The sequence below is a fragment of the Actinomadura sp. WMMA1423 genome, assembly GCF_006547145.1.
GTDB lineage: Bacteria > Actinomycetota > Actinomycetes > Streptosporangiales > Streptosporangiaceae > Spirillospora.
Genome location: NZ_CP041244.1, coordinates 6,322,258 through 6,341,284, shown reverse-complemented (window position 1 = coordinate 6,341,284; position 19,027 = coordinate 6,322,258). Strand labels below are relative to the sequence as shown.

At 73.5% G+C, this 19,027-nt stretch carries 15 protein-coding genes, 1 pseudogene and 1 riboswitch; of the genes and pseudogenes, 5 read left to right on the top strand and 11 right to left on the bottom strand.

What is annotated here, in order from left to right; translation table 11 throughout:
* Positions 1–32: 32 nt before the first annotated feature.
* Both galE and galK read left to right on the top strand, forming a co-directional pair.
* Positions 33–986 (top strand): UDP-glucose 4-epimerase GalE, encoded by a 954-nt coding sequence (galE, locus tag FKD65_RS29415; RefSeq protein ID WP_141580887.1) that lies wholly within the window; start codon positions 33–35, stop codon positions 984–986.
* The gene (gene galK, locus FKD65_RS29410; protein WP_368367144.1) at positions 962–2,131 is read left to right on the top strand and encodes a galactokinase; all 1,170 of its coding nucleotides are present in this window, start codon (positions 962–964) and stop codon (positions 2,129–2,131) included. Before galE ends, galK begins: the two co-directional genes overlap by 25 nt.
* 24 nt (positions 2,132–2,155) lie before the next feature.
* Here galK and FKD65_RS29405 read toward each other — a convergent pair whose 3' ends face one another.
* The 5 genes from FKD65_RS29405 to FKD65_RS29385 all read right to left on the bottom strand — a co-directional run bounded on the left by FKD65_RS29405 (position 2,156) and on the right by FKD65_RS29385 (position 9,964).
* On the bottom strand, positions 2,156–4,870 hold the full coding sequence (locus FKD65_RS29405) for a hypothetical protein (RefSeq protein WP_141580885.1): 2,715 nt from the start codon (positions 4,868–4,870) through the stop codon (positions 2,156–2,158).
* On the bottom strand, positions 4,860–6,632 hold the full coding sequence (locus FKD65_RS29400) for an HSP90 family protein (RefSeq protein WP_141580883.1): 1,773 nt from the start codon (positions 6,630–6,632) through the stop codon (positions 4,860–4,862). Before FKD65_RS29400 ends, FKD65_RS29405 begins: the two co-directional genes overlap by 11 nt.
* Before the next feature lie 204 nt (positions 6,633–6,836).
* On the bottom strand, positions 6,837–7,826 hold the full coding sequence (locus FKD65_RS29395) for a malate dehydrogenase (RefSeq protein WP_141580881.1): 990 nt from the start codon (positions 7,824–7,826) through the stop codon (positions 6,837–6,839).
* A 341-nt stretch (positions 7,827–8,167) separates the two neighbouring features.
* On the bottom strand, positions 8,168–9,385 hold the full coding sequence (locus tag FKD65_RS29390) for an NADP-dependent isocitrate dehydrogenase (RefSeq protein WP_141580879.1): 1,218 nt from the start codon (positions 9,383–9,385) through the stop codon (positions 8,168–8,170).
* A 138-nt stretch (positions 9,386–9,523) separates the two neighbouring features.
* A complete protein-coding gene (locus FKD65_RS29385) occupies positions 9,524–9,964 on the bottom strand; it encodes a DUF3017 domain-containing protein (protein WP_141580877.1) in 441 nt (146 codons plus the stop codon).
* A gap of 227 nt (positions 9,965–10,191) precedes the next feature.
* Between FKD65_RS29385 and FKD65_RS29380 the strand changes: the two genes are divergently transcribed.
* Entirely contained in the window at positions 10,192–10,926 is a 735-nt protein-coding gene (locus tag FKD65_RS29380) for an FHA domain-containing protein (RefSeq protein ID WP_141580875.1), read from the top strand.
* A 163-nt stretch (positions 10,927–11,089) separates the two neighbouring features.
* Here the strand turns inward: FKD65_RS29380 and FKD65_RS29375 are convergent, their stop codons facing one another.
* On the bottom strand, positions 11,090–11,950 hold the full coding sequence (locus tag FKD65_RS29375; RefSeq protein WP_141580873.1) for a bifunctional methylenetetrahydrofolate dehydrogenase/methenyltetrahydrofolate cyclohydrolase: 861 nt from the start codon (positions 11,948–11,950) through the stop codon (positions 11,090–11,092).
* Between the two features lie 65 nt (positions 11,951–12,015).
* A riboswitch (ZMP/ZTP riboswitch) is annotated at positions 12,016–12,101 on the bottom strand.
* Between the two features lie 93 nt (positions 12,102–12,194).
* On the opposite strand from FKD65_RS29375, the gene FKD65_RS29370 reads away from it, so the two are divergent.
* A complete protein-coding gene (locus FKD65_RS29370) occupies positions 12,195–12,788 on the top strand; it encodes a GNAT family N-acetyltransferase (protein WP_141580871.1) in 594 nt (197 codons plus the stop codon).
* Between the two features lie 44 nt (positions 12,789–12,832).
* On the opposite strand, the gene FKD65_RS44500 is transcribed toward FKD65_RS29370, so the two are convergent.
* The 4 genes and pseudogenes from FKD65_RS44500 to purN form a co-directional block, all read right to left on the bottom strand.
* Entirely contained in the window at positions 12,833–13,009 is a 177-nt protein-coding gene (locus FKD65_RS44500) for a hypothetical protein (protein WP_168220887.1), read from the bottom strand.
* A 147-nt stretch (positions 13,010–13,156) separates the two neighbouring features.
* Positions 13,157–13,783 carry a GAP family protein gene (locus FKD65_RS29360; RefSeq protein WP_141580867.1) on the bottom strand — a complete coding sequence of 209 codons (627 nt, stop codon included), beginning with the start codon at positions 13,781–13,783 and terminating at the stop codon, positions 13,157–13,159.
* Between the two features lie 288 nt (positions 13,784–14,071).
* On the bottom strand, positions 14,072–15,637 hold the full coding sequence (purH, locus tag FKD65_RS29355) for a bifunctional phosphoribosylaminoimidazolecarboxamide formyltransferase/IMP cyclohydrolase (protein WP_141580865.1): 1,566 nt from the start codon (positions 15,635–15,637) through the stop codon (positions 14,072–14,074).
* A gap of 139 nt (positions 15,638–15,776) precedes the next feature.
* Positions 15,777–16,394 (bottom strand): annotated as a pseudogene (purN, locus tag FKD65_RS29350) (phosphoribosylglycinamide formyltransferase); the annotation flags it as partial.
* A gap of 135 nt (positions 16,395–16,529) precedes the next feature.
* On the opposite strand from purN, the gene FKD65_RS29345 reads away from it, so the two are divergent.
* On the top strand, positions 16,530–17,030 hold the full coding sequence (locus FKD65_RS29345) for a DUF4190 domain-containing protein (protein ID WP_141580861.1): 501 nt from the start codon (positions 16,530–16,532) through the stop codon (positions 17,028–17,030).
* A 67-nt stretch (positions 17,031–17,097) separates the two neighbouring features.
* On the opposite strand, the gene FKD65_RS29340 is transcribed toward FKD65_RS29345, so the two are convergent.
* A complete protein-coding gene (locus FKD65_RS29340) occupies positions 17,098–19,017 on the bottom strand; it encodes a DUF6350 family protein (RefSeq protein ID WP_240809655.1) in 1,920 nt (639 codons plus the stop codon).
* Between the last annotated feature and the right edge of the window lie 10 nt (positions 19,018–19,027).

Sequence of the window (19,027 nt, the reverse complement as noted above, 5' to 3'; positions counted from 1 at the left end):
ACCAGCAGAGTCCCGCCCGTGGAGGTCCGTCAGTGAAGCTGCTCGTCACCGGAGGCGCCGGCTACGTCGGCAGCGTCGTCTCCGCTCTGCTCCTGGAGGCGGGGCACGAGGTCGTCGTCCTGGACGACCTGTCCACCGGCCACGAGGACGCGGTGCCCGAGGGCGCCCGGCTCGTGCGCGGCACGCTGCGCGACACCGCCTCGGAGGTGCTCGGCGGCGCCGGATTCGACGCCGTGCTGCACTTCGCGGCCAGGTCGCTCGTCGGGGAGTCCGTCGAGAAGCCCGGCCTGTACTGGGACAAGAACCTCGGCGAGTCCCTCGCCCTGCTGGAGGCGATGCGCGTCGCGGGCGTCCACCGCATCGTGTTCTCCTCGACCGCCGCGACCTACGGCGAGCCGGAGTCGACGCCGATCCTGGAGACCGACCCGACCCGTCCGACCAACCCCTATGGCGCGTCCAAGCTCGCGATCGACACGGCGCTCGCCGAGTACGCGCGGCTGCACGGCATCGGCGGGGTGTCGCTGCGCTACTTCAACGTGGCCGGCGCCTACGGGCGGCTCGGCGAGCGGCACGCGGTCGAGACCCACCTGATCCCGAACGTGCTGAAGATCGCGCAGGGGGACGGCGGGGCCGTGAAGATGTTCGGCGACGACTACCCGACGCCGGACGGCACCTGCGTCCGCGACTACATCCACGTGACCGACCTCGGCCGCGCCCACCTGCTCGCGCTGGAGGCCTGCGAGCCGGGCCGGCACGAGATCTTCAACCTGGGCAGCGGCACCGGCAGCTCCGTCCGCGAGGTCGTCGAGGTCTGCCGCGAGGTCACCGGCCGCGACATCCCGGCCGAGACGGCGCCGCGCCGCGCCGGCGACCCGGCCGTGCTGGTCGCCTCGTCCGACAGGATCCAGGCGCGGCTCGGCTGGAAGCCCGAGCGCGACCTGCGCACCATGGTCGACGACGCGTGGACGTTCCTGCGCTCGCGATGACCGGGACGCCGAGCGACGCGTTCGCCGAGGCGTTCGGGCGGCCGTCGGAGGGCGTGTGGCGCGCCCCCGGACGGGTCAACCTGATCGGCGAGCACACCGACTACAACGACGGCTTCGTCCTGCCGTTCGCGCTGTCGCGCGGCGTCTCGGTCGCCGCCGCCCGCCGCGACGACGGCCTCGTGGAGGTGCGGTCGCTGCAGGCCGCCACCGCCGTCACCGCGCCCGTGGACGGCGGAGCGGTCGCCGCCGAGAACTGGCCGCCGGACCGGCGGTGGGCCGCCTACCCGGTCGGCGTCGCGCGCGTGCTGCGCGGTCACGGGACGGGCGGCGCGTCCCTGCTGATCGACTCCGACCTCCCGCAGGGCGCGGGCCTGTCCTCGTCCGCCGCCCTGGAATGCGCGACCGCGCTGGCCCTGTGCGACCTGCACGGCGCCCGGATCGACCGCCCCGCCCTGGCCCGGCTCGCGCAGCGCGCCGAGAACGAGCAGGTCGGCATGCCGTGCGGTCTCATGGACCAGTCGGCGTCCCTGCTGTGCACGCCCGGCCGCGCGCTGATGCTCGACTGCCGCAGCGGCCTGTCGTCGCAGGTCCCCTTCGACCCGGCCGCCTCGGGGATGGTCCTGCTGGTGGTCGACACGCGGGCCTCGCACGCGCTGACGGGCGGCGACTACGGCCGCCGCCGCGCGGAGTGCGAGGAGGCCGCGTCACTGCTCGGCGTGGAGGCCCTGCGCGACGTCAAGGACCTCGCCGCCGCCCTCGCGTCGCTGCGCGACCCCGTCCTGCGCCGCCGCGTCCAGCACGTCGTGACCGAGAACCACCGCGTCGAGGCCACCGTGGGGCTGCTGCGCGCCGGGGCCCTCCCGGAGCTCGGCGCCATGCTGAACGCCTCGCACCTGTCCCTGCGCGACCAGTTCGAGGTGTCCTGGCCCGAGGCCGACGCGACCGTCGACGCCGCGGTGCGCGCGGGCGCCCGGGGCGGCCGCATGGTGGGCGGCGGGTTCGGCGGCTCCGTCATCGTCCTCACCCCCGCCGCCCGCGCCGCGAAGGTGCGGGACGCGATCACCGGCGCCTACGCCGGGCGCGGCTGGACGCCCCCCGAGTTCCTGGAGGCCACCCCCTCCCAGGGCGCCCACCGGGTCACCTGACCCGAGGGGCGCACCGGGCGGGGGTCACTCTTGGGCGGCCTTTATGTCGTCGCGGAGGCGGGTCGCCTCCTCGGCGGCGCCGGTCTCGTCCAGCGCCGTGAAACCGTCCGCGGCGGCCGCGGCGTGGTCGGCTGCCTCGTCCAGGCGGCCCGCCTGGGCGAGGATGCGGGCCTGGTCGTAGGAGACGAGGGCGGTCTCCCAGACGCGGGCGGGCTCGTTGTCCGGCGGGAGCCCGGTCAGGGCCGCACGGGCCGTCTCGATGGCGGTGGCGGCCTCCTCGCGGTCGCCGCTCCACAGCAGGCACATGGCGGCGCGGCGACGGGTCCGGACCAGCCCGTAGGGGTCGCCCGCCTTCTCGTGGGCCTCGGCGGCCTCGGCGAACCGGGCGGCGGCCAGAGCGTCCTTGTCGAGGGCGGTCAGGACGCCCGCGGCCTCCTCCAGGAAGTGCGCGACGGCGTCGTGCTGACCGTCCCGCGCTGCGTCCTCGGCGAGGGCGGCGAACGTCTCGGCGGCCTCCTCTTCGCCCATCTCCTTCTGCGCGTGCGCGAGGATCAGGCGGCAGCGCCGGGCGGTGTCGTCGTCCAGGGAGGGCAGCGCCTCCTCCGCCGCCTCGGCGGCCTCCAGGTGGCGGCCCGTAGCCAGGTACGCGGCGGCGAGATCGACGCGGAAGTGGACCGCCTGCTCGTGCAGGCCTTCGGCCGTCCAGGCCGCGATGGCCTCCACGAGGTCGGCGACGGCGTCCGCGGGGCGGTCCGCCGCGAGGAACGCCAGGCCGCGGTCGCCGTGCGCGGCCGCGCGCATCGGCGAGGGGCCCGGCAGGACGGCGATCACTTCACCGAGCAGGGCGAACACCTCCTCGTCGGGGCCTTCGTCGCGCCGGGCGAGGGTGCGGGCGAGCAGCAGGGCGGGCGAGGCGACCGTCTCCGGCTCGCCGGAGGCGCGCGCCGCGTCGGCGGAGCGGCGCAGGGCCGTGACCCCCGCGTCGACGTCGCCGGCCAGCAGGAGCGCCTGCCCCCGCACGAACCAGAGCTCACCGGCGCGGCTCGGGTCGTCGCCCGGGTCGATCCGGTCGAGCGCGGCGAGGGCCTCGGCCGGACGATCGAACCTGATCTGCGCGGTGGCGAGGCGGAGCAGCGCGGCCGTGGCGTCGCCGTCCTCCCCCGGCTGCGCGGCGAGGTGCTCGGCGGCCGCGACCACCTGTTCCAGGCCGCCCTCGTCGCCGAGGTCGACGCGCATGGCGCCGAGACGGCCGAGGGCCCGGTGCCTGCGCGTCTCCTCGCCCAGCTCGGCGTAGCGGGCGACGGCCTCCTCCCAGCACGCGGCGGCGCCCCGGCCGTCGCCCTCGACGGCGAGTTCGACGCCACGGCCGTCGAGGCGGCGGGCCTTCTGGAGGGGCGTCGGCTCGGTGGTCTCGGCGACGGCGTCGAACCGCCGGAAAGCCGCCAGCATTCCGGGCAGGTCGCCGGCCCTGCGGCGCTGCTCCACCCGTTCGAGCAGCTCACCGAGGTCGTCCACGGCCGCGAGGTCGTCCTCGCCGGTGGAGTCGTCCTGCGCTGTGGATCCGGCCTGCGCTGTAGAACCGGTCTGCGCTGTAGAACCGGTCTGCGCTGGGGAACCGGCCTGGGCGGCGCGCCGGTGGTGGGGGGCCAGCGGCAGGAAGTCGGCGACCGGCTCGGCCTCCAGCGTGGCGCGCACCTTGTCGCCCTGGTGGGACGTGCCGTTGCGGGAGTCGAACCGGGCCGCCAGCGCCGTCGCGCGCTCGGCCAGCTCGGCGCGCAGCTCGGGCAGGGCCACGTCCGCGACCGGGCGGTCGCCCGCCGCCGGGCGGCGGACCGTCGCCGCGCCGTGGCCGGCCTCCTCGACCCGCCGCAGCAGGAGGGCCGCGGCGGCGGAGAACTCCATGTCCGCGTGCGCGGAAGGCGCCCGGTCGAGCCAGCCGAGGTGCCGCTGGAGGATCTCAAGCCCGCGCGCCTCATTGCCGGTGACCGCGCAGAACTCCAGGTGCTCGGCGACGTCGCCGAGGTCGGCGAGGCGGGACCGGTGGACCCGGTAGGCGCGGCGGTGCGCGTCGGCGGCCTCCTCCAGGCGGCCCATGCGCAGGTACACCGGCAGCAGCGCCGTCCGGATCGACTGCGGCTGCTCGTTGCAGGACAGCCGCGCGCTCAGCACGGGCGCGGCGGTCTCGAACGCCTCCTCGTGCCGCCCGTTCTCCACCAGGTGGCGGACCATGCCGGTCGGGTCGCAGCCCTCGCAGTCGGAGAGCTCGTCCCGCTCGGCCGTGCGCCACTTCACGAACCACTCGTCCGCCGAGCTGTCGCCGATGTGCCGCGCCACCACGTTGCGGTAGTGGTACACCGCCTGGAGGCTGTGCCCACCCGTCTTATAGCGCCGCTCCATGTCGTCGAGGACGGCGTAGGTGCGGTCGAGCGGGATCTCAGGGAACAGGGTCAGGGAGCTGACCGCCGCCTTCATCTGCCACAGGAGGCTGTGCGTCTCGTCGAATCGGGCGGGGTCGCGGTCGTGGTCGGCCAGGGTGCGGCCGAACGTCGCGAACGCCTTCGCGGGCTCCCCGCCGTACCGGTAGGCGTCGGTGAGCCTGACCCGCACGTGGAACGCCAGCACCTCGTCGCCGGCCGCCTCCGCGCGGCGCAGCGCGTCCTCGACGAGGACGGTCCGGGCCTCCCCGTAGGGCAGTTCCAGCGACCGCGCCATGAGCGCGTAGACGTCTTCAGTGCTCATCAGGGCCCTCCGGGGAGTGGACGGCCCACTCCAGCAGGCCGATGAAGGAACGGTTCAGGACCGCCGTGTCGGCGGGCCGCAGCGGATGGTGGCCGAGCAGCAGCGCCTGCCCGTACAGGGCCTGGACCGCGGGCTCGACCGGCCCGCCGTCGCCGAGCGACGTGACGCGCCGCGCCAGCGGGTTGCGGTAGTTCAGCACGAGCTGGGGCCGGTCGGTGCTCGCGGTGGCGTCGACCGCGCCGAGCACGTCCGCCCACAGCTCGCCCGCCTCCTCCTTCGCGCGCTCCAGCTCCTGGCGGAACTGCGCGTCCCGGCTCGTCAGGTACAGCGCGGGCAGCGACGCGGGATCGAAGTCGCGGACGACCACCTCGCAGCCGAGCCGCTCCACCGCCCGCTGCGCCGCCGCGAGGAACGGCCGCAGCGCCAGCTCCGCCGCGGGGTCGAGGACGCCGAACGTCGTGGTCAGCTCGGCCGCGTCCAGCCGCGCGAGCCGGATGTCCGGATCCAGGTCCGGCAGCCGCTCGATGATCTCGGTGTCGTGGACGTAGCCGCCGTTCACCAGGCCCACGCCCTGGGCGCCCGCGACCGCCGAGAGCCGACGGAACTCGTCCACGCTCGCGGTGAAGCGGCCGTCCGGGTGGCGGCGGCGGAACTCGTGCAGGGTCATCGGCCCGGAGGACGTCTCGTACTCCAGCCACCGGTCGACGATCCGCAGCATGTCGTCGTCGTGCAGGGCCATCGCCTTGACGCCGAGCTGGTGCAGCCGCAGGAACGCCCGCAGCCGCGCCGGGTCGGTCTCGGCGAGCCTCACCAGCCACTGCCGCAGCACCTCGCCGAGGCCGTGCCGCGTCGACTCCAGCAGCTCGTCCTCGTAGAGGGCCTCGCGGCTCGCGGTCGGGCGCAGCTCCCCCGCGTCCACGACGCAGCGCGCGAAGAACGCCCAGGTGGGCAGGAGGCCCTCGACGCTCTCGGCCAGCAGCATCCGCTTCAGGTAGACGCGGTGCGCGGAGCGCGCGGTCGGCGCCACCGGCTCGGGCAGGACGAACGCGACGCCCGTGAGCCCCGCCTCCGGGACGTCGAGGTCGACGACGTCGAACGGGGTGAAGCCGTACACGTCCTCGCAGTACCGGTCCAGCGCCCGCCTGCGGTCGGCGGGATCGCGGTAGGACGCCCGCCACGGCGGCCCGTCGCCGGTGACGGCCACGCCGTCGACGACGAGATCGACCGGCAGGAGCGACCCGTAGGTGGCGGCGAGCCCGGCGACGACCGGCGGGCTCAGCAGCTCCGCCGACCCGGGCCGCGCCCGCAGCGTCACCGTCGTGCCCGGCTCGTCCCGCTCGCCGGGCTCGACCCGGTAGCTGCCCTCGGAGCGCCCCGTCCACCGGACGGCGCCGCCGCCGCGCGCGGACCGCGTCACGACCTCGATCTCGTCGGCGACGAGGAACGCCGACAGCAGCCCGATCCCGAACTGGCCGAGGAAGTCGTGGCGCGCGAAACCGAGCTCGTCCCGCTTGGACGACCGCCCGATCGTCGCCAGCAGCGTGTGCACCTCGTCCTCGGTCAGGCCGACGCCGTCGTCATGGACGCGCAGGACGCCGCCGCCCGTCTCGATCTCGACGCGGCCGCCCGCCCCGCGCGCCGTGATCGCGTCCACCGCGTTCTGCAGCAGCTCCCGCAGGTAGACCCGCGGGCTGGCGTAGAGATGGCGGCTCAGCAGATCCACCACGCCCCGAAGATCCACCTGGAACGCCTGTTCGGCCACGGCCCGCCTCCCCCGATCACTTCCCGAGCGATCACACCCTAGCGACCGATACCGACGCCTTCAGATCATTTGTGACCTCGCCCCTCGCCGGGCGGGCACGGTCCCGCCCGCCCCCTGGACTCTGGCCCCGGGTGGCCGCACATGGGACGAGCCCCGGACCTCGGGGTCCGGGGCTCGTTCGTGGAGCGGGTCAGTCGGGGCGGGTCAGATGAGGCCGAGCTTGCGGACCGCGTCGCGCTCCTCGGACAGCTCCGCGACGGACGCGTCGATGCGGCCGCGGGAGAAGTCGTCGATCTCCAGGCCCTGGACGATCTCCCACCTGCCGTCCCTGGTGGTGACCGGGAAGGACGAGATCAGGCCCTCCGGGACGCCGTAGGAGCCGTCCGACACGACCGCCATGGACGTCCAGTCGCCGTCGGCGGTCCCGTTCACCCAGGTGTGCACGTGGTCGATCGCGGCGGACGCGGCCGAGGCCGCCGAGGACGCGCCGCGCGCCTCGATGATCGCGGCGCCGCGCTTGGCGACGGTCGGGATGAAGTCGTTCTCCAGCCAGTTCTGGTCGTTCACCGTCTCGGCGGCGCTCTTGCCGGCGATCTCGGCGTGGAACAGGTCCGGGTACTGGGTGGCGGAGTGGTTGCCCCAGATCGTCATCTTCCGGATGTCGGCGACGGAGACGCCCGCCTTCTTCGACAGCTGCGCCAGGGCGCGGTTGTGGTCGAGGCGCGTCATCGCGGTGAACCGCTCGGCCGGGACGTCCGGGGCGTGCTGCTGCGCGATCAGCGCGTTGGTGTTCGCCGGGTTGCCGACCACCAGGATCCTGACGTCGTCGGCCGCGCCGGCGTTGATGGCCTCGCCCTGCGGCTTGAAGATGCCGCCGTTGGCCTCCAGCAGGTCGCCGCGCTCCATGCCCTTCGTGCGCGGGCGGGCGCCGACCAGCAGCGCGACGTTCGTCCCCTCGAACGCGCGGCCGGCGTCGTCGAAGATGTCGATGCCGGACAGCAGCGGGAACGCGCAGTCGTCCAGTTCCATCGCGGTGCCCTCGGCGGCCTTCACCGCCTGCGGGATCTCCAGCAGGCGCAGGCGTACGGGGACGTCCGCGCCGAGGAGCTGCCCGGACGCGATGCGGAACAGCAGCGCGTAGCCGATCTGGCCCGCGGCGCCGGTAACGGTAACGGTGACTGGGGTGCGAGTCATGCGTCCTTCTCCTGCTGTGACCTGACGGGGCTCAGGCGGCCATCCTTCGGGAACCCGACCGCCCGAGAGGCCGCCCGCTCGTGCGCTGCGTGTCGCGGGTTCTCTCGCCGTCGAGATAGTTGCGGGTGCCAGGCTATCGCGCACCTTCTACCCGCGACCGTCCAGGTACACCTCCCGGCATTCCACCCGGACTCCGAACAGGCGGAAGACCGCCCCGAAAAGCCGTAAGTCTCCCAGGGAGGACGAGCACCCGGAGAACGCCGAAGGCCGCTCCGGACGAATCCGGAACGGCCCCCGGCCCGCGTGCGGCGGGCTTCGACCCGCCCACCGCGAGAGCCCGATCAGGCGTTGATCTTCTTCTGGAGGTTGGTGTCGAGCGCCTCCAGGAAGCCCTGCGTGGTCAGCCAGGGGGTCTCCCCGCCGACGAGCAGCGCCAGGTCCTTGGTCATCTGGCCGCTCTCGACGGTCTCGATGCAGACCTGCTCCAGCTTGCGGGCGAAGTCGATGACCTCGGGCTGGCCGTCGAGCTTGCCGCGGTGCTCCAGCCCGCGCGTCCAGGCGAAGATCGACGCGATGGGGTTGGTGGAGGTCGGCTTGCCCTGCTGGTGCTGCCGGTAGTGCCGGGTCACCGTGCCGTGCGCGGCCTCCGCCTCGACGGTCCTGCCGTCGGGGGTCATGAGGACGGAGGTCATGAGGCCGAGGGAGCCGAAGCCCTGCGCGAGGGTGTCGGACTGGACGTCGCCGTCGTAGTTCTTGGCGGCCCAGACGAACCCGCCCTCCCACTTGAGCGCCGCGGCGACCATGTCGTCGATGAGCCGGTGCTCGTAGGTGAGGCCCTTGGACTCGAAGTCGGCCTTGAACTCCGACTCGTAGATCTCCTGGAACAGGTCCTTGAACCGGCCGTCGTAGGCCTTGAGGATCGTGTTCTTCGTGGACATGTACAGCGGCATCTCGCGGCTCAGCGCGTACCGCATGCTCGTCCGGGCGAAGTCGCGGATCGAGTCGTCGAAGTTGTACATGCCCATCGCGACGCCGCCGCCGGGGAAGTTCGCGATCTCGAACTCCATCGGCTCACCCTCGTTCTCGGGGGTGTAGGTGATCGTCACCTTGCCGGGGCCGGGGACGACGAAGTCGGTGGCCTTGTACTGGTCGCCGTGGGCGTGGCGGCCGATGATGATCGGCTTCGTCCAACCGGGGACCAGGCGGGGGATGTTGGAGACAACGATCGGCTCGCGGAAGATCACGCCGCCCAGGATGTTGCGGATCGTCCCGTTCGGGGACCGCCACATCTTCTTCAGGCCGAACTCCTCGACGCGCGCCTCGTCGGGGGTGATGGTCGCGCACTTGACACCGACGCCGTGCTCGAGGATGGCGTTGGCGGCGTCGACGGTGACCTGGTCGTCCGTGGCGTCACGGTGCTCGATCCCCAGGTCGTAGTACTTCAGGTCCACATCGAGGTAGGGCAGGATCAACTGGTCCTTGATGAATTTCCAGATGATCCGCGTCATTTCGTCGCCGTCGAGTTCGACGACCGGGCCCGCTACTTTGATCTTGGGCATGCTGTTGCTGTCCCTTTCCTACACCTGGCCAGCAGTCCTTGTAAGGCTCAACCGACAAGGCTAGCCGAGGCGGTCATGAGGTCTAGACCTGGCCTTGCCCCGGCGACCCCCGCTCTCGGCCCCACCTGCGCGGACGCCCTAGCCCGGTGGCCCGTCACCCGTCCGGGTCGAGCGCCCGGCGATGAGAAGCCTCACACCGCGCACCAGCATCGTCAGCGCGATCAGCACGCCGAACGCGCCGGCGAGGACGAGCCCGGTCTTGTTCATCGGCGGGACGCTCAGCGAGACGAACGCGACCATCTCGCCGAGGATCACGAGCGTCCAGCAGTCGACCGAGCGGCTGCGGACGGCGAGCGGGCCGAGCTGGGACTCGGGCAGCAGGAGCCGGGCGAGCGCGCCGATGAGCAGCGCGGCGGCCATGAGGCCCGAGCCCTTGCGGAAGTAGTTGAAGGCGCACAGGGTGAGCCCCGCGCCGACGCCGCTGAGCACGAGGAGGTAGGGCAGCCGCGCGAGCCAGTGCGGGGCGGCGCCCCTGCGACGCGGCGCCTTGCGCCTGCGCCGATGCACCTGGGTGCTCATGGCCCTCACGGTATAGGCAATCGGGTCCCGGCACGACATCGCGCGCACCCGGGCGGTCCGCCTCGCCGCCCCCGCCGGAATGCGGATGGGACCTATGTGCTCAAGGTGACGGCCGAGAGGCCGCAATCCCTTGCGCCATCGGTCCTACTCGCCAGTAGGAGGGTGTGAGGGTACGGCGCCCGGGTAACCCGGCAGACAGGGGTCGCTAACTAGCTGGGAGGACTGCCGTGGAGGGGCCGTTCATGCGGATCGAGGACAGCGGGCTGGTGATGCCGCTGCGCCCCGACGTGACGACGGTCGGGAGAGGGAGAGGAGTGGACATCCGCCTCGACGACCCGAGTGTGTCCCGTTTGCACGCAGAGATCGTCCGACGTGGCCCGTACGTCTACGTGGTGGACATGGGCCTGTCCCGCAACGGGACGCGCGTCAACGGCCGGCCGATCGCTCGCCGTGTACTGGAGGACGGTGACGTCGTGAGCTTCGGCACGGCGCGCTGCCGGTTGGGGGGCATCCCCCGTGAGGAGGTCGACCCGGACGTCGAGCTGCGGCGCGCCGTCGCGCCCGAGCTCACCCGCCGCGAGGTCGACGTGCTGACCTCGCTGTGCCGGCCCGCCCTGTCCGACGAGGCGTTCGTGGCTCCGGCCACCGCACGCGACATCGCCGGCGAGCTGGTCGTCACCGAGGCCGCGGTCAAGCAGCATCTGCTGCGCCTCTATCAGAAGTTCCGGATCCCCGAGGGCGCCAACCGGCGCACTCGGCTCGCCAACGAGGTCATCGCGATGGGCCTCGTCCGACCGCTGCCACCGGTGCACGTCCCCCAGCAGGGCCGTCCGCCGATGGACGGGCGCGTCCCCGGGGTGCGCGGCACCACCACCGAGACGCGCCGGCCGGGAACGACCGGCCACGGCCACGGTCCGGGCCGTCCGGCGCACAGCACGGCCGCGGGACGGAGGGCCAGCTGATGTGAGACCTGCGGTCGCCCTCACGGCAGCGCAAACCAGAGGGCGATCGCTGAGCCCCCCGTACGGCCGCGTATGTGACGGCGCGGCCCAGGGCTACGCGGGCGGGGGCCGCCACCTGGTGCTGGTGGCGGCCCCCGCAGCGTGCCGTCTCGGGGGCGCCCGGTCAGGCGGACCGCCGCTCGGCGGCCTCGGCGGCCTCGACGACGTTCGCGAGCAGCATCGCGCGGGTCATCGGGCCCACGCCGCCGGGGTTGGGCGCGACCCAGCCGGCCACGTCGCGGACGTCGGCGGCGACGTCGCCCGCGAGCTTGCCGTCCACCCGGGAGACGCCCACGTCGAGGACGGCGGCGCCCGGCTTGACCATGTCGCCGGTGATCAGGCCGGGCACGCCGGCCGCGGCGACGACGATGTCGGCCCTGCGGGTGTGCTCGGCGAGGTCGCGGGTGGCGGTGTGGCACAGGGTGACGGTCGCGTTCTCGGTGCGGCGGGTCAGCAGCAGGCCGAGGGACCGTCCGACGGTGATGCCGCGGCCGACGACCGCGACCTCGGCGCCCCGCAGCGGGACGTCGAAGCGGCGGAGCAGCTCGACGATGCCCTTCGGCGTGCACGGCAGCGGGCCCGGCTGCATCAGGACGAGCCGGCCGAGGTTGGTCGGGTGCAGGCCGTCGGCGTCCTTGCCGGGGTCGATGCGCTCCAGCACGCGCTGCTCGTCCAGGCCCTTCGGGAGAGGGAGCTGGACGATGTAGCCGGTGCAGGCGGGGTCGGCGTTCAGCTCGGCGACGGCGCGCTCCACCTCGTCCTGGGACGCGGTGGCGGGCAGGTCGCGGCGGATGCTCTCGATGCCGACCTCGGCGCAGTCGCGGTGCTTCATGTTCACGTAGGAGTGGCTGCCGGGGTCGTCGCCGACCAGGACGGTGCCGAGCCCGACCGAGACCCCGCGGTCGCGGAGCGCCTCGACGCGGACCTTGAGGTTCGAGCGGATCTCGGCGGCCGTGGCCTTGCCGTCCAGAATCTGTGCCGTCATACGTTCCTCCGCGTGGGTGCCGGCCCGGACCGGGCTTCGGGCCCAAGTGCCCGGCCGGAAGGGGTCCCGTCCACCCAGGCGCGCGGTGTCCGGACTGTCGTTCGCTCCCCGGTGGTGATCCACCTTGACCGCGCCAGTCGCGTAGACGTCCATGCTAACCGGCGGCGCCGGGCCGAGTGGCTTGCGGATAACGGCGCCAAGTGGCTCTGCCGGAGGCCGCCACCGGGCTCCTAACGTGCTCCACATGAGCGACGAATGGTTCGAGCGTCCCGTCCTGACCGGGCGTTACGTGCGGCTGGAGCCGCTGTCCGCCGAGCATGTCAAGGGCCTGTTCGAGGCGTCCAAGGACCCGGAGCTGTGGACGTGGATGAACGAGCGGCAGCCGGCGACCGCCGCGGACATGCGCACCCTCGTCGACACGGCGCTGACGGCCTGCGCGCGGGGGCTGAGCCTGCCCTGGGTCCAGATCGACGCGGTCACCGGCGAGATCGCCGGGATGACGTCGTACTACGAGATCTCCCCGTCCCACCGCGGCGTGTGCATCGGCCACACCTGGCTCGGGACGCGATGGCACCGGACGGGCCTCAACACTGAGGCGAAGCTGCTCCTGATGAGCCGCGCGTTCGACGACCTGGGGGCGATCCGGGTCGGCTGGCACACGCACGTCCGCAACGAGCGTTCACGTGCGGCGATCGAGCGGCTCGGGGCGTCGTTCGAGGGGGTCCTGCGCAAGCACCGGATCCGCGCGGACGGCTCGATCCGCGACACCGCCGCCTACGCGATGACGGACGACGAATGGCCGGCCGCCAAGCGGGCCCTGCGTGCGAGGCTGCGCTGATCCGGGCCGGTACGTCCTCGATGCCCGGCTCCCCGGTGGGCCGCTCAGTCCTCGGGGCGCTGGCGCCAGCCCATCAGGCGGTCGGTGCCGTGCCATCCGGCCCGGGCGGCGAGCACCGCGGCGAGGAGCGCCGCGACCAGCCCGATCACCTGCCGGGACTCCATCAGCAGCGAATCGGCCTGGTAGACGACGCCGAGCATGAGGGCCATCAGGGAATCCATCCCGCCTCCAACACGGAACACCCGCGCCGGGGTCAAGGGAGGGGCAGAGGGGGGCGCGGCAGGCCCGAGGCTACCCGCCCGGCGGCGGTGTGCGGTCCCACAGTGCGAAATAGGTCACAAACGGACAGCGCGGAACGGGAGTCGCCGTCAGTGGATGATCGCGATGAAGATCAGGCAGCAGAGGATGTTGACGATCCAGCTGTTGTGGGTCATCCACTCCCGGGCGCGCGGCATCGCGCGTTGCGCGCGCCGGTGGAACAGCAGCAGGGCGAGCAGCGGCAGCGCCGCGACCAGGAGGGTGGCCCCGACGAACACGGCCGCCCCGCCCACGCCCTCCTTGTGCTGTTCCAGGTTGGCCCCCACGGTCAGCATGATGAGGATGTCCGAGGGCATCAGAATGATCAGCAGCAGCCCGGTCTTGAAGGCCAGGCGGGGACCGGCGCTCATCAGCGACCCGAGCCACTTGGGCGGCTCGATCGTGGCCCGTTTCACGTAGTTGCGCAGGATCGCGGCCAGCAGTAACGCGATCAGCACGTACTGGACGATCTTTCCGATCGAACTGTCGTCGGACGCCTTGCCGATCGACACGTTGCTGCCGACCAGCGCGAAGACGCCCCGCGCGATCGCGATCCCCACGATCACCGAGACGGCCACGCCGCCGAGGAACGCCAGCGACGCCCGCACGGGATGCGGGGTGGTCACCAGGATGATCGCGGACATGATCTGGGGCCCCGCCATCATCGTGATGGCCAGCGGGAGCACCTCGACGCTCATGGCCCCTCCTTGGACGGCCCGCGGCGGCGGGGCGCGGCCGGGGGGACCCGTTCGTCGGAGTCGAGTTACCTGGGACGTTCCGGCCGCGGCCCCCGGAATGCGGGAGCCGCTCTCGTCAGCACTCACGCTAGGGGAGCGTTCGGGGCCTGATCCGCCGGTCAACGCGTTCTTGACCGGGTGCTGGTCCTTTCCTCGGCCGCGCCATGCGCCCGGGGTCCGCGCGAGGGGCGCCGCTGACGTACCGCGGGAAGGCCGTGGACGCGGCCTTCCCGCGGCGCCGGGAAGCCGTCAGTGGAAGAAGTGCCTGACGCCGGTGAAGTAGAGGGTGACGCCCGCCTTCTCCGCCGCGGCGATCACCTTGTCGTCGTTGACGGACCCGCCGGGCTCGACGATCGCGCGGACGCCCGCCTCGGCCAGCACTTCCAGGCCGTCCGGGAACGGGAAGAACGCGTCGGACGCGCCCACGGACGAGGCGGCCCGCTCCTGCCCGGCCCGCGCGACGGCGAGCTTGGCGGAGTCGACCCGGTTGACCTGGCCCATGCCGACGCCGACGGTGGCGCCGTCCGCGGCCAGCAGGATCGCGTTGGACTTCACCGAGCGGATGGCCCGCCACGCGAAGGCGAGGTCGCGCAGGGTCGCCTCGTCGGCGGCGGCGCCGGTCTTCAGCTCCCAGTCGGACGGGTCGTCGCCGCCCGCGTCCACGCGGTCGACGCCCTGGAGCAGCACACCGCCGTCGATGCGCCGGTACTCGGTGGCGCCCGCCGGGGCGTCCGGGCAGACCAGCAGGCGGATGTTCTTGAACCGGTCCTTCAGGACGGCCACGGCCTCGTCCTCGAAGGACGGGGCGACGACGACCTCGGCGAAGCTCTCGGTGACCTGGCGGGCCATGTCCGCGGTGACCGGCCGGTTCGCGGCGATCACCCCGCCGTACGCCGAGACCGGGTCGCAGGCGTGCGCCTTGCGGTGCGCCTCGGCGATGCCCGCGCCGACCGCGATGCCGCACGGGTTGGCGTGCTTGATGATCGCGACGCACGGCTCGGAGAAGTCGTAGGCGGCGCGGCGCGCGGCGTCGGTGTCGACGTAGTTGTTGTAGGACATCTCCTTGCCGTAGAGCTGCTCGGCCCCGGCGAGGCCCGCCTCGCCCGGCGAGCGGTACAGGGCCGCCCGCTGGTGCGGGTTCTCGCCGTACCGCAGGGTGTTCGAGCGCTCCCAGGTGGCGCCGAGGAAGTCCGGCCACCGGGTCTCGGCGGCGGTCTCGTCGGGCGCGTAGGAGCTCGCGAACCAGGAGGCCACCGCCACGTCGTAGGACGCGGTGTGCGCGAACGCCCGCGCGGCCAGGCGGCGGCGCTCGTCCAGGGTGAAGCCGCCGGCCTTCACGGCGTCCAGGACCGTTCCGTAGGCGGACGGGTCCACCACGACGGAGACGCTCGCGTGGTTCTTCGCGGCGGCGCGGACCATCGTGGGGCCGCCGATGTCGATCTGCTCGACGCACTCGTCAGGCCCCGCGCCCGACTCGACCGTGTCGGCGAACGGGTACAGGTTCGCGATCACGAGGTCGAACGGCTCGACGGCCAGGTCGTCGAGCTGCTGGAGGTGGTCCTCCTTGCGCCGGTCGGCGAGCAGGCCCGCGTGCACCTTCGGGTGCAGGGTCTTGACCCGCCCGTCCAGGCACTCGGGGAACCCGGTGAGCTTCTCCACCCTCATCACCGGGACGCCGGCGGCGGAGATCCGGCCCGCCGTGGACCCGGTCGAGACGATCTCCACTCCCGCCTCGTGCAGGCCGCGGGCCAGCTCCTCCAGCCCGGACTTGTCGTACACACTGATCAGCGCGCGCTTAATCGCCACCCGACTCACCGGCCGAGCTCCCCTCTTGATCGGACGAACCCCTGACAGACGAACCGCCGCCGGACGAAGCGGCGACGGACGAAGCGGTGGCGGACGAAGCGGTGGCGGACGAAGCGGTCGCGGAGGATCCGTCGTCGGTCGAGTCCCCGCAGGTGACGCACTTCATCGAGACCCGCCTGCCCCGCGCGGTCCACCCGTCGCGGGCCAGCCGTCCGACGACGTCGACGAGGAGGCGGCGCTCCACCTGCTTGATCCGCTCGTGCAGGGAGTCTTCGTCGTCATGCCAGCCCACGGGGACGGTCTCCTGGGCGATGACGGGTCCGGTGTCCACGCCTTCGTCGACGAAGTGAACCGTACAGCCCGTGACCTTCACCCCGTACGCCAGGGCGTCCCGGACGGCGTGCGCTCCGGGGAACGACGGCAGGAGGGCGGGGTGGGTGTTGACCGTCCGGCCGCCGAAGCGCGAGAGGAAGTGCGGGCCGAGGATCTTCATGAACCCGGCCGACACGACGAGGTCGGGCTCGTACTCGCCGACCGTCTCGGCGAGAGCCGCGTCCCAGTCGTCGCGGGACGCGAAATCCGGGATGCTGAGGGTGAAAGTGGGCACACCCGCCCGTTCGGCGCGCTCGGTTCCCCCGATATCGGGGCGGTCCGCCCCCACGGCCACCACTTTCGCCCCGTAGGCTGGATCCGCGCACGCGTCGAGCAGCGCTTGTAGGTTGGTCCCCGCTCCGGAGACGAGGACGACGAGCCGGGCGGACACCATGACTCCCCGGTGGACGGTGCTGGGACACCACGAAGCCTATCGGGCGGCCTCGGCGCGGCCTCACCCCAGACCGCACGAACCCGACAGCCGGACAGCACGAACCCCGGACCGCACCACCGAAGGTATGGAAGCGAAATGCGCACGGGCCAGGAGGACGAGAACGTGAGCGACCAGCCGGACCATCCGGCCCAGCCCGAGGACCGCCCGGACGGGCGGCCGGCGGGGCAGCCGCCCGCGGGGCCGCGACAGGGCGGGCGGGGCACCGGCTGGCGGGCCCTGTGGCTCGGCGGCATCGCCCTGCTCACCGCGTTCTTCTTCTACCCGCTCGGCCTGGTGCTCGGCGTCGCCGCGCTCGTCGTCGGGATCAAGGCCCGCCGCAACGCGCGCCGCACGCACGCCGCCGCCCCCGGCGCCGTCCCGGGCATCGTGCTCGGGTCGGTCGGGCTGGTGTTCTCGCTGCTGTCGGTCTCCCTCACGGCGTTCCTGTGGACGGAGCTGAGCGGCTACCAGAGCTGCGTCAGCGCCTCCAACACCACCGCCGACAAGCAGGCGTGCCGCGAGGAGTACTACCCCAAGATCGAGAAGAAGCTCGACCTGCCCGCCGGGAGCATGGACAAGTACGGCGACCTGCTCTGACCGCCCGCCCTGAGAGCCGAGCGCGCCGAGCCTCCAGCACGCTGAGGGGCGCGGCCGCCGCGTCGGTCTAGTCGTCCGGGTCGGTCTCGTCCCGCAGGACGTAGATGGCGCCGCCCCGGTTCTCGGTGCGTCCGGAGTCCTCGCGGGGCGGCGGGACGGGACGCCGCCCCTGCCCGGTGTCCGGATCCCCGTGTCCGCCCGGGACGTCCCGCTCGTCGGGCTCGTCGGCCAGATGCCCTTCGAGGACGACCGTGCCGTCGCCCGGCGGGACCGGAGGGGGCGCGTCCTCGACGAGGTCGGGCAGGGGGTCGCTGCGGCGGCGGGAGCGCCGGGGCGCGAGGACGGGCTCGGCCTCCTCGAACTCCAGCGGGTCCGGTGCGTGCGGGGCCTTCGGCGCCGGCGCGGGCGGGCTCTCCGCACGCGGCTCGTAGTCCCCGGGAACGGGCGCGGACAGCGGGATGACCGGCTCCGGCACCCCCCGCGCCCGCCTCTGGGGCTTGGCCGGCTTCCTCTGCTTGGCCGGCTTCTTCGCCGCCGCCTTCCCGGCATGCGCCATCGCGGCCGGGGCCTCCCTGGACGCGCGCTTTCCGGCCCCCGCCTTCCCGGCCCCCGCTCTCCCCGCGCCGGCCTTCCCGGACGGGGCCTTCGCCGGGCGCCGCAGCACCATCCAGTTCGCCACCCACGCCGCGATCGCCGCCGAGATGCCCACCTCGAGCGCGGCCATCAGCCCGACCTGCCAGGCGGACGGGCCCACGGTCGCCATCCGCCCGCCGCCGAGCGGCCCGCCCGCCAGCGCGCTCAGCAGCGCCGCGACGGCCCCGGTCAGGGCGCCGGACACGAATCCCCACAGGGGCGCGCCCTCCGCCACCGGACTCGGCAGCGACCGGATCGTCAGGACGCCGCCCACCGCGCCCGCGACGAACGGCGCCGCCAGCGCGAGCAGCGAGACCGCGGGCGCCGGACCCGGCTGGGGCAGGGCCGCGAGCGGCGGGAAGGCGGGCACGGCGTCCAGGAACACCCCGGTCGGGGACACGCTCGTCCCGGCGCCCACGGAGAACCCGGGCCCGACCGCGTACGCCATGCCCCAGATCGCCGCGTTCGGCAGGAACGCGAGTTCGACCAGCAGCAGCAGGACGCCGCCGACGACGCCGGGGGCGAGCATGTCGTAGAGGTCGGCGGCGTCCGACATGTGCGTGGCGAGGGACCCGGCCACGAGCAGCGCGCCCGACGCGAGCAGCACGCTCAGCGACCCCGCCACGCCGATCACCAGCGACCGCGGCCGGTCGGGCAGCAGCCGCAGCAGCGCGCCCAGCCCGGAGCGGACCCGCCGCCCCCGGGCCTCCGCCAGCACGACCGCCCGCGCCGCCCCGAGCCCGCCCGCGACGGCGGCGACGAGGAAGCATCCGACGAGCGCCTGCCACGCCGACGGGCGGACCTCCTCGGAGGACGCCGCGAGCGCGAGCAGCCCGGCCAGCACCGCGTAGGGGGCGGCCAGCGCGAGGGCCACGTGCACGACCGCGATCCGCTGCCGGTGCGGCAGCCCGGTCACCCGGATCATCCACCCGCCGCCCCGGTACAGCAGCACCCCGGGCAGGACGAGCACGCCGAGCGGAAGCAGCCCGAACCGCCCTTGCCCGTAGGAGAAGCCCGCGTGGTGCGAGACCAGCCAGAAGTTCACGGCCGTCCGGAACACCCCGGCCATGCCGTGGCCGAGCGCGGTCTTCGGGGCCGCGATCCAGCCGACCAGCGTGATCGTCATGAGCACGGCGAGCCCGATGCCGATGCACCACAGCGCCGCCACGAGGCCCGTCACGTACAGCGGCCTGGCGGGGGCGGCCGGGGGCCGTCCGCGCCCGGACTCGGAGCGCGGCGTCCCGGCGTCCCGGCCCGCTCCGCTCTTCGGCGCGCCCTTGGAGGGCGCGCCCTTCGGGGACGCGGCCGTCGACGGCTCCCGCTTCGCACGCCGCCCGGGGGTCTTGTCGCTCACCGGTCCATGC

Coding starts and splice junctions, on each gene's coding strand:
- FKD65_RS29405 (WP_141580885.1), bottom strand. CDS start 4,870: ATGAGCACTGAAGACGTCTACGCGCTCATGGCGCGGTCGCTGGAACTG.
- FKD65_RS29395 (WP_141580881.1), bottom strand. CDS start 7,826: ATGACTCGCACCCCAGTCACCGTTACCGTTACCGGCGCCGCGGGCCAG.
- FKD65_RS29390 (WP_141580879.1), bottom strand. CDS start 9,385: ATGCCCAAGATCAAAGTAGCGGGCCCGGTCGTCGAACTCGACGGCGAC.
- FKD65_RS29385 (WP_141580877.1), bottom strand. CDS start 9,964: ATGAGCACCCAGGTGCATCGGCGCAGGCGCAAGGCGCCGCGTCGCAGG.
- FKD65_RS29375 (WP_141580873.1), bottom strand. CDS start 11,950: ATGACGGCACAGATTCTGGACGGCAAGGCCACGGCCGCCGAGATCCGC.
- FKD65_RS29370 (WP_141580871.1), top strand. CDS start 12,195: ATGAGCGACGAATGGTTCGAGCGTCCCGTCCTGACCGGGCGTTACGTG.
- FKD65_RS44500 (WP_168220887.1), bottom strand. CDS start 13,009: ATGGATTCCCTGATGGCCCTCATGCTCGGCGTCGTCTACCAGGCCGAT.
- FKD65_RS29360 (WP_141580867.1), bottom strand. CDS start 13,783: ATGAGCGTCGAGGTGCTCCCGCTGGCCATCACGATGATGGCGGGGCCC.
- FKD65_RS29345 (WP_141580861.1), top strand. CDS start 16,530: ATGCGCACGGGCCAGGAGGACGAGAACGTGAGCGACCAGCCGGACCAT.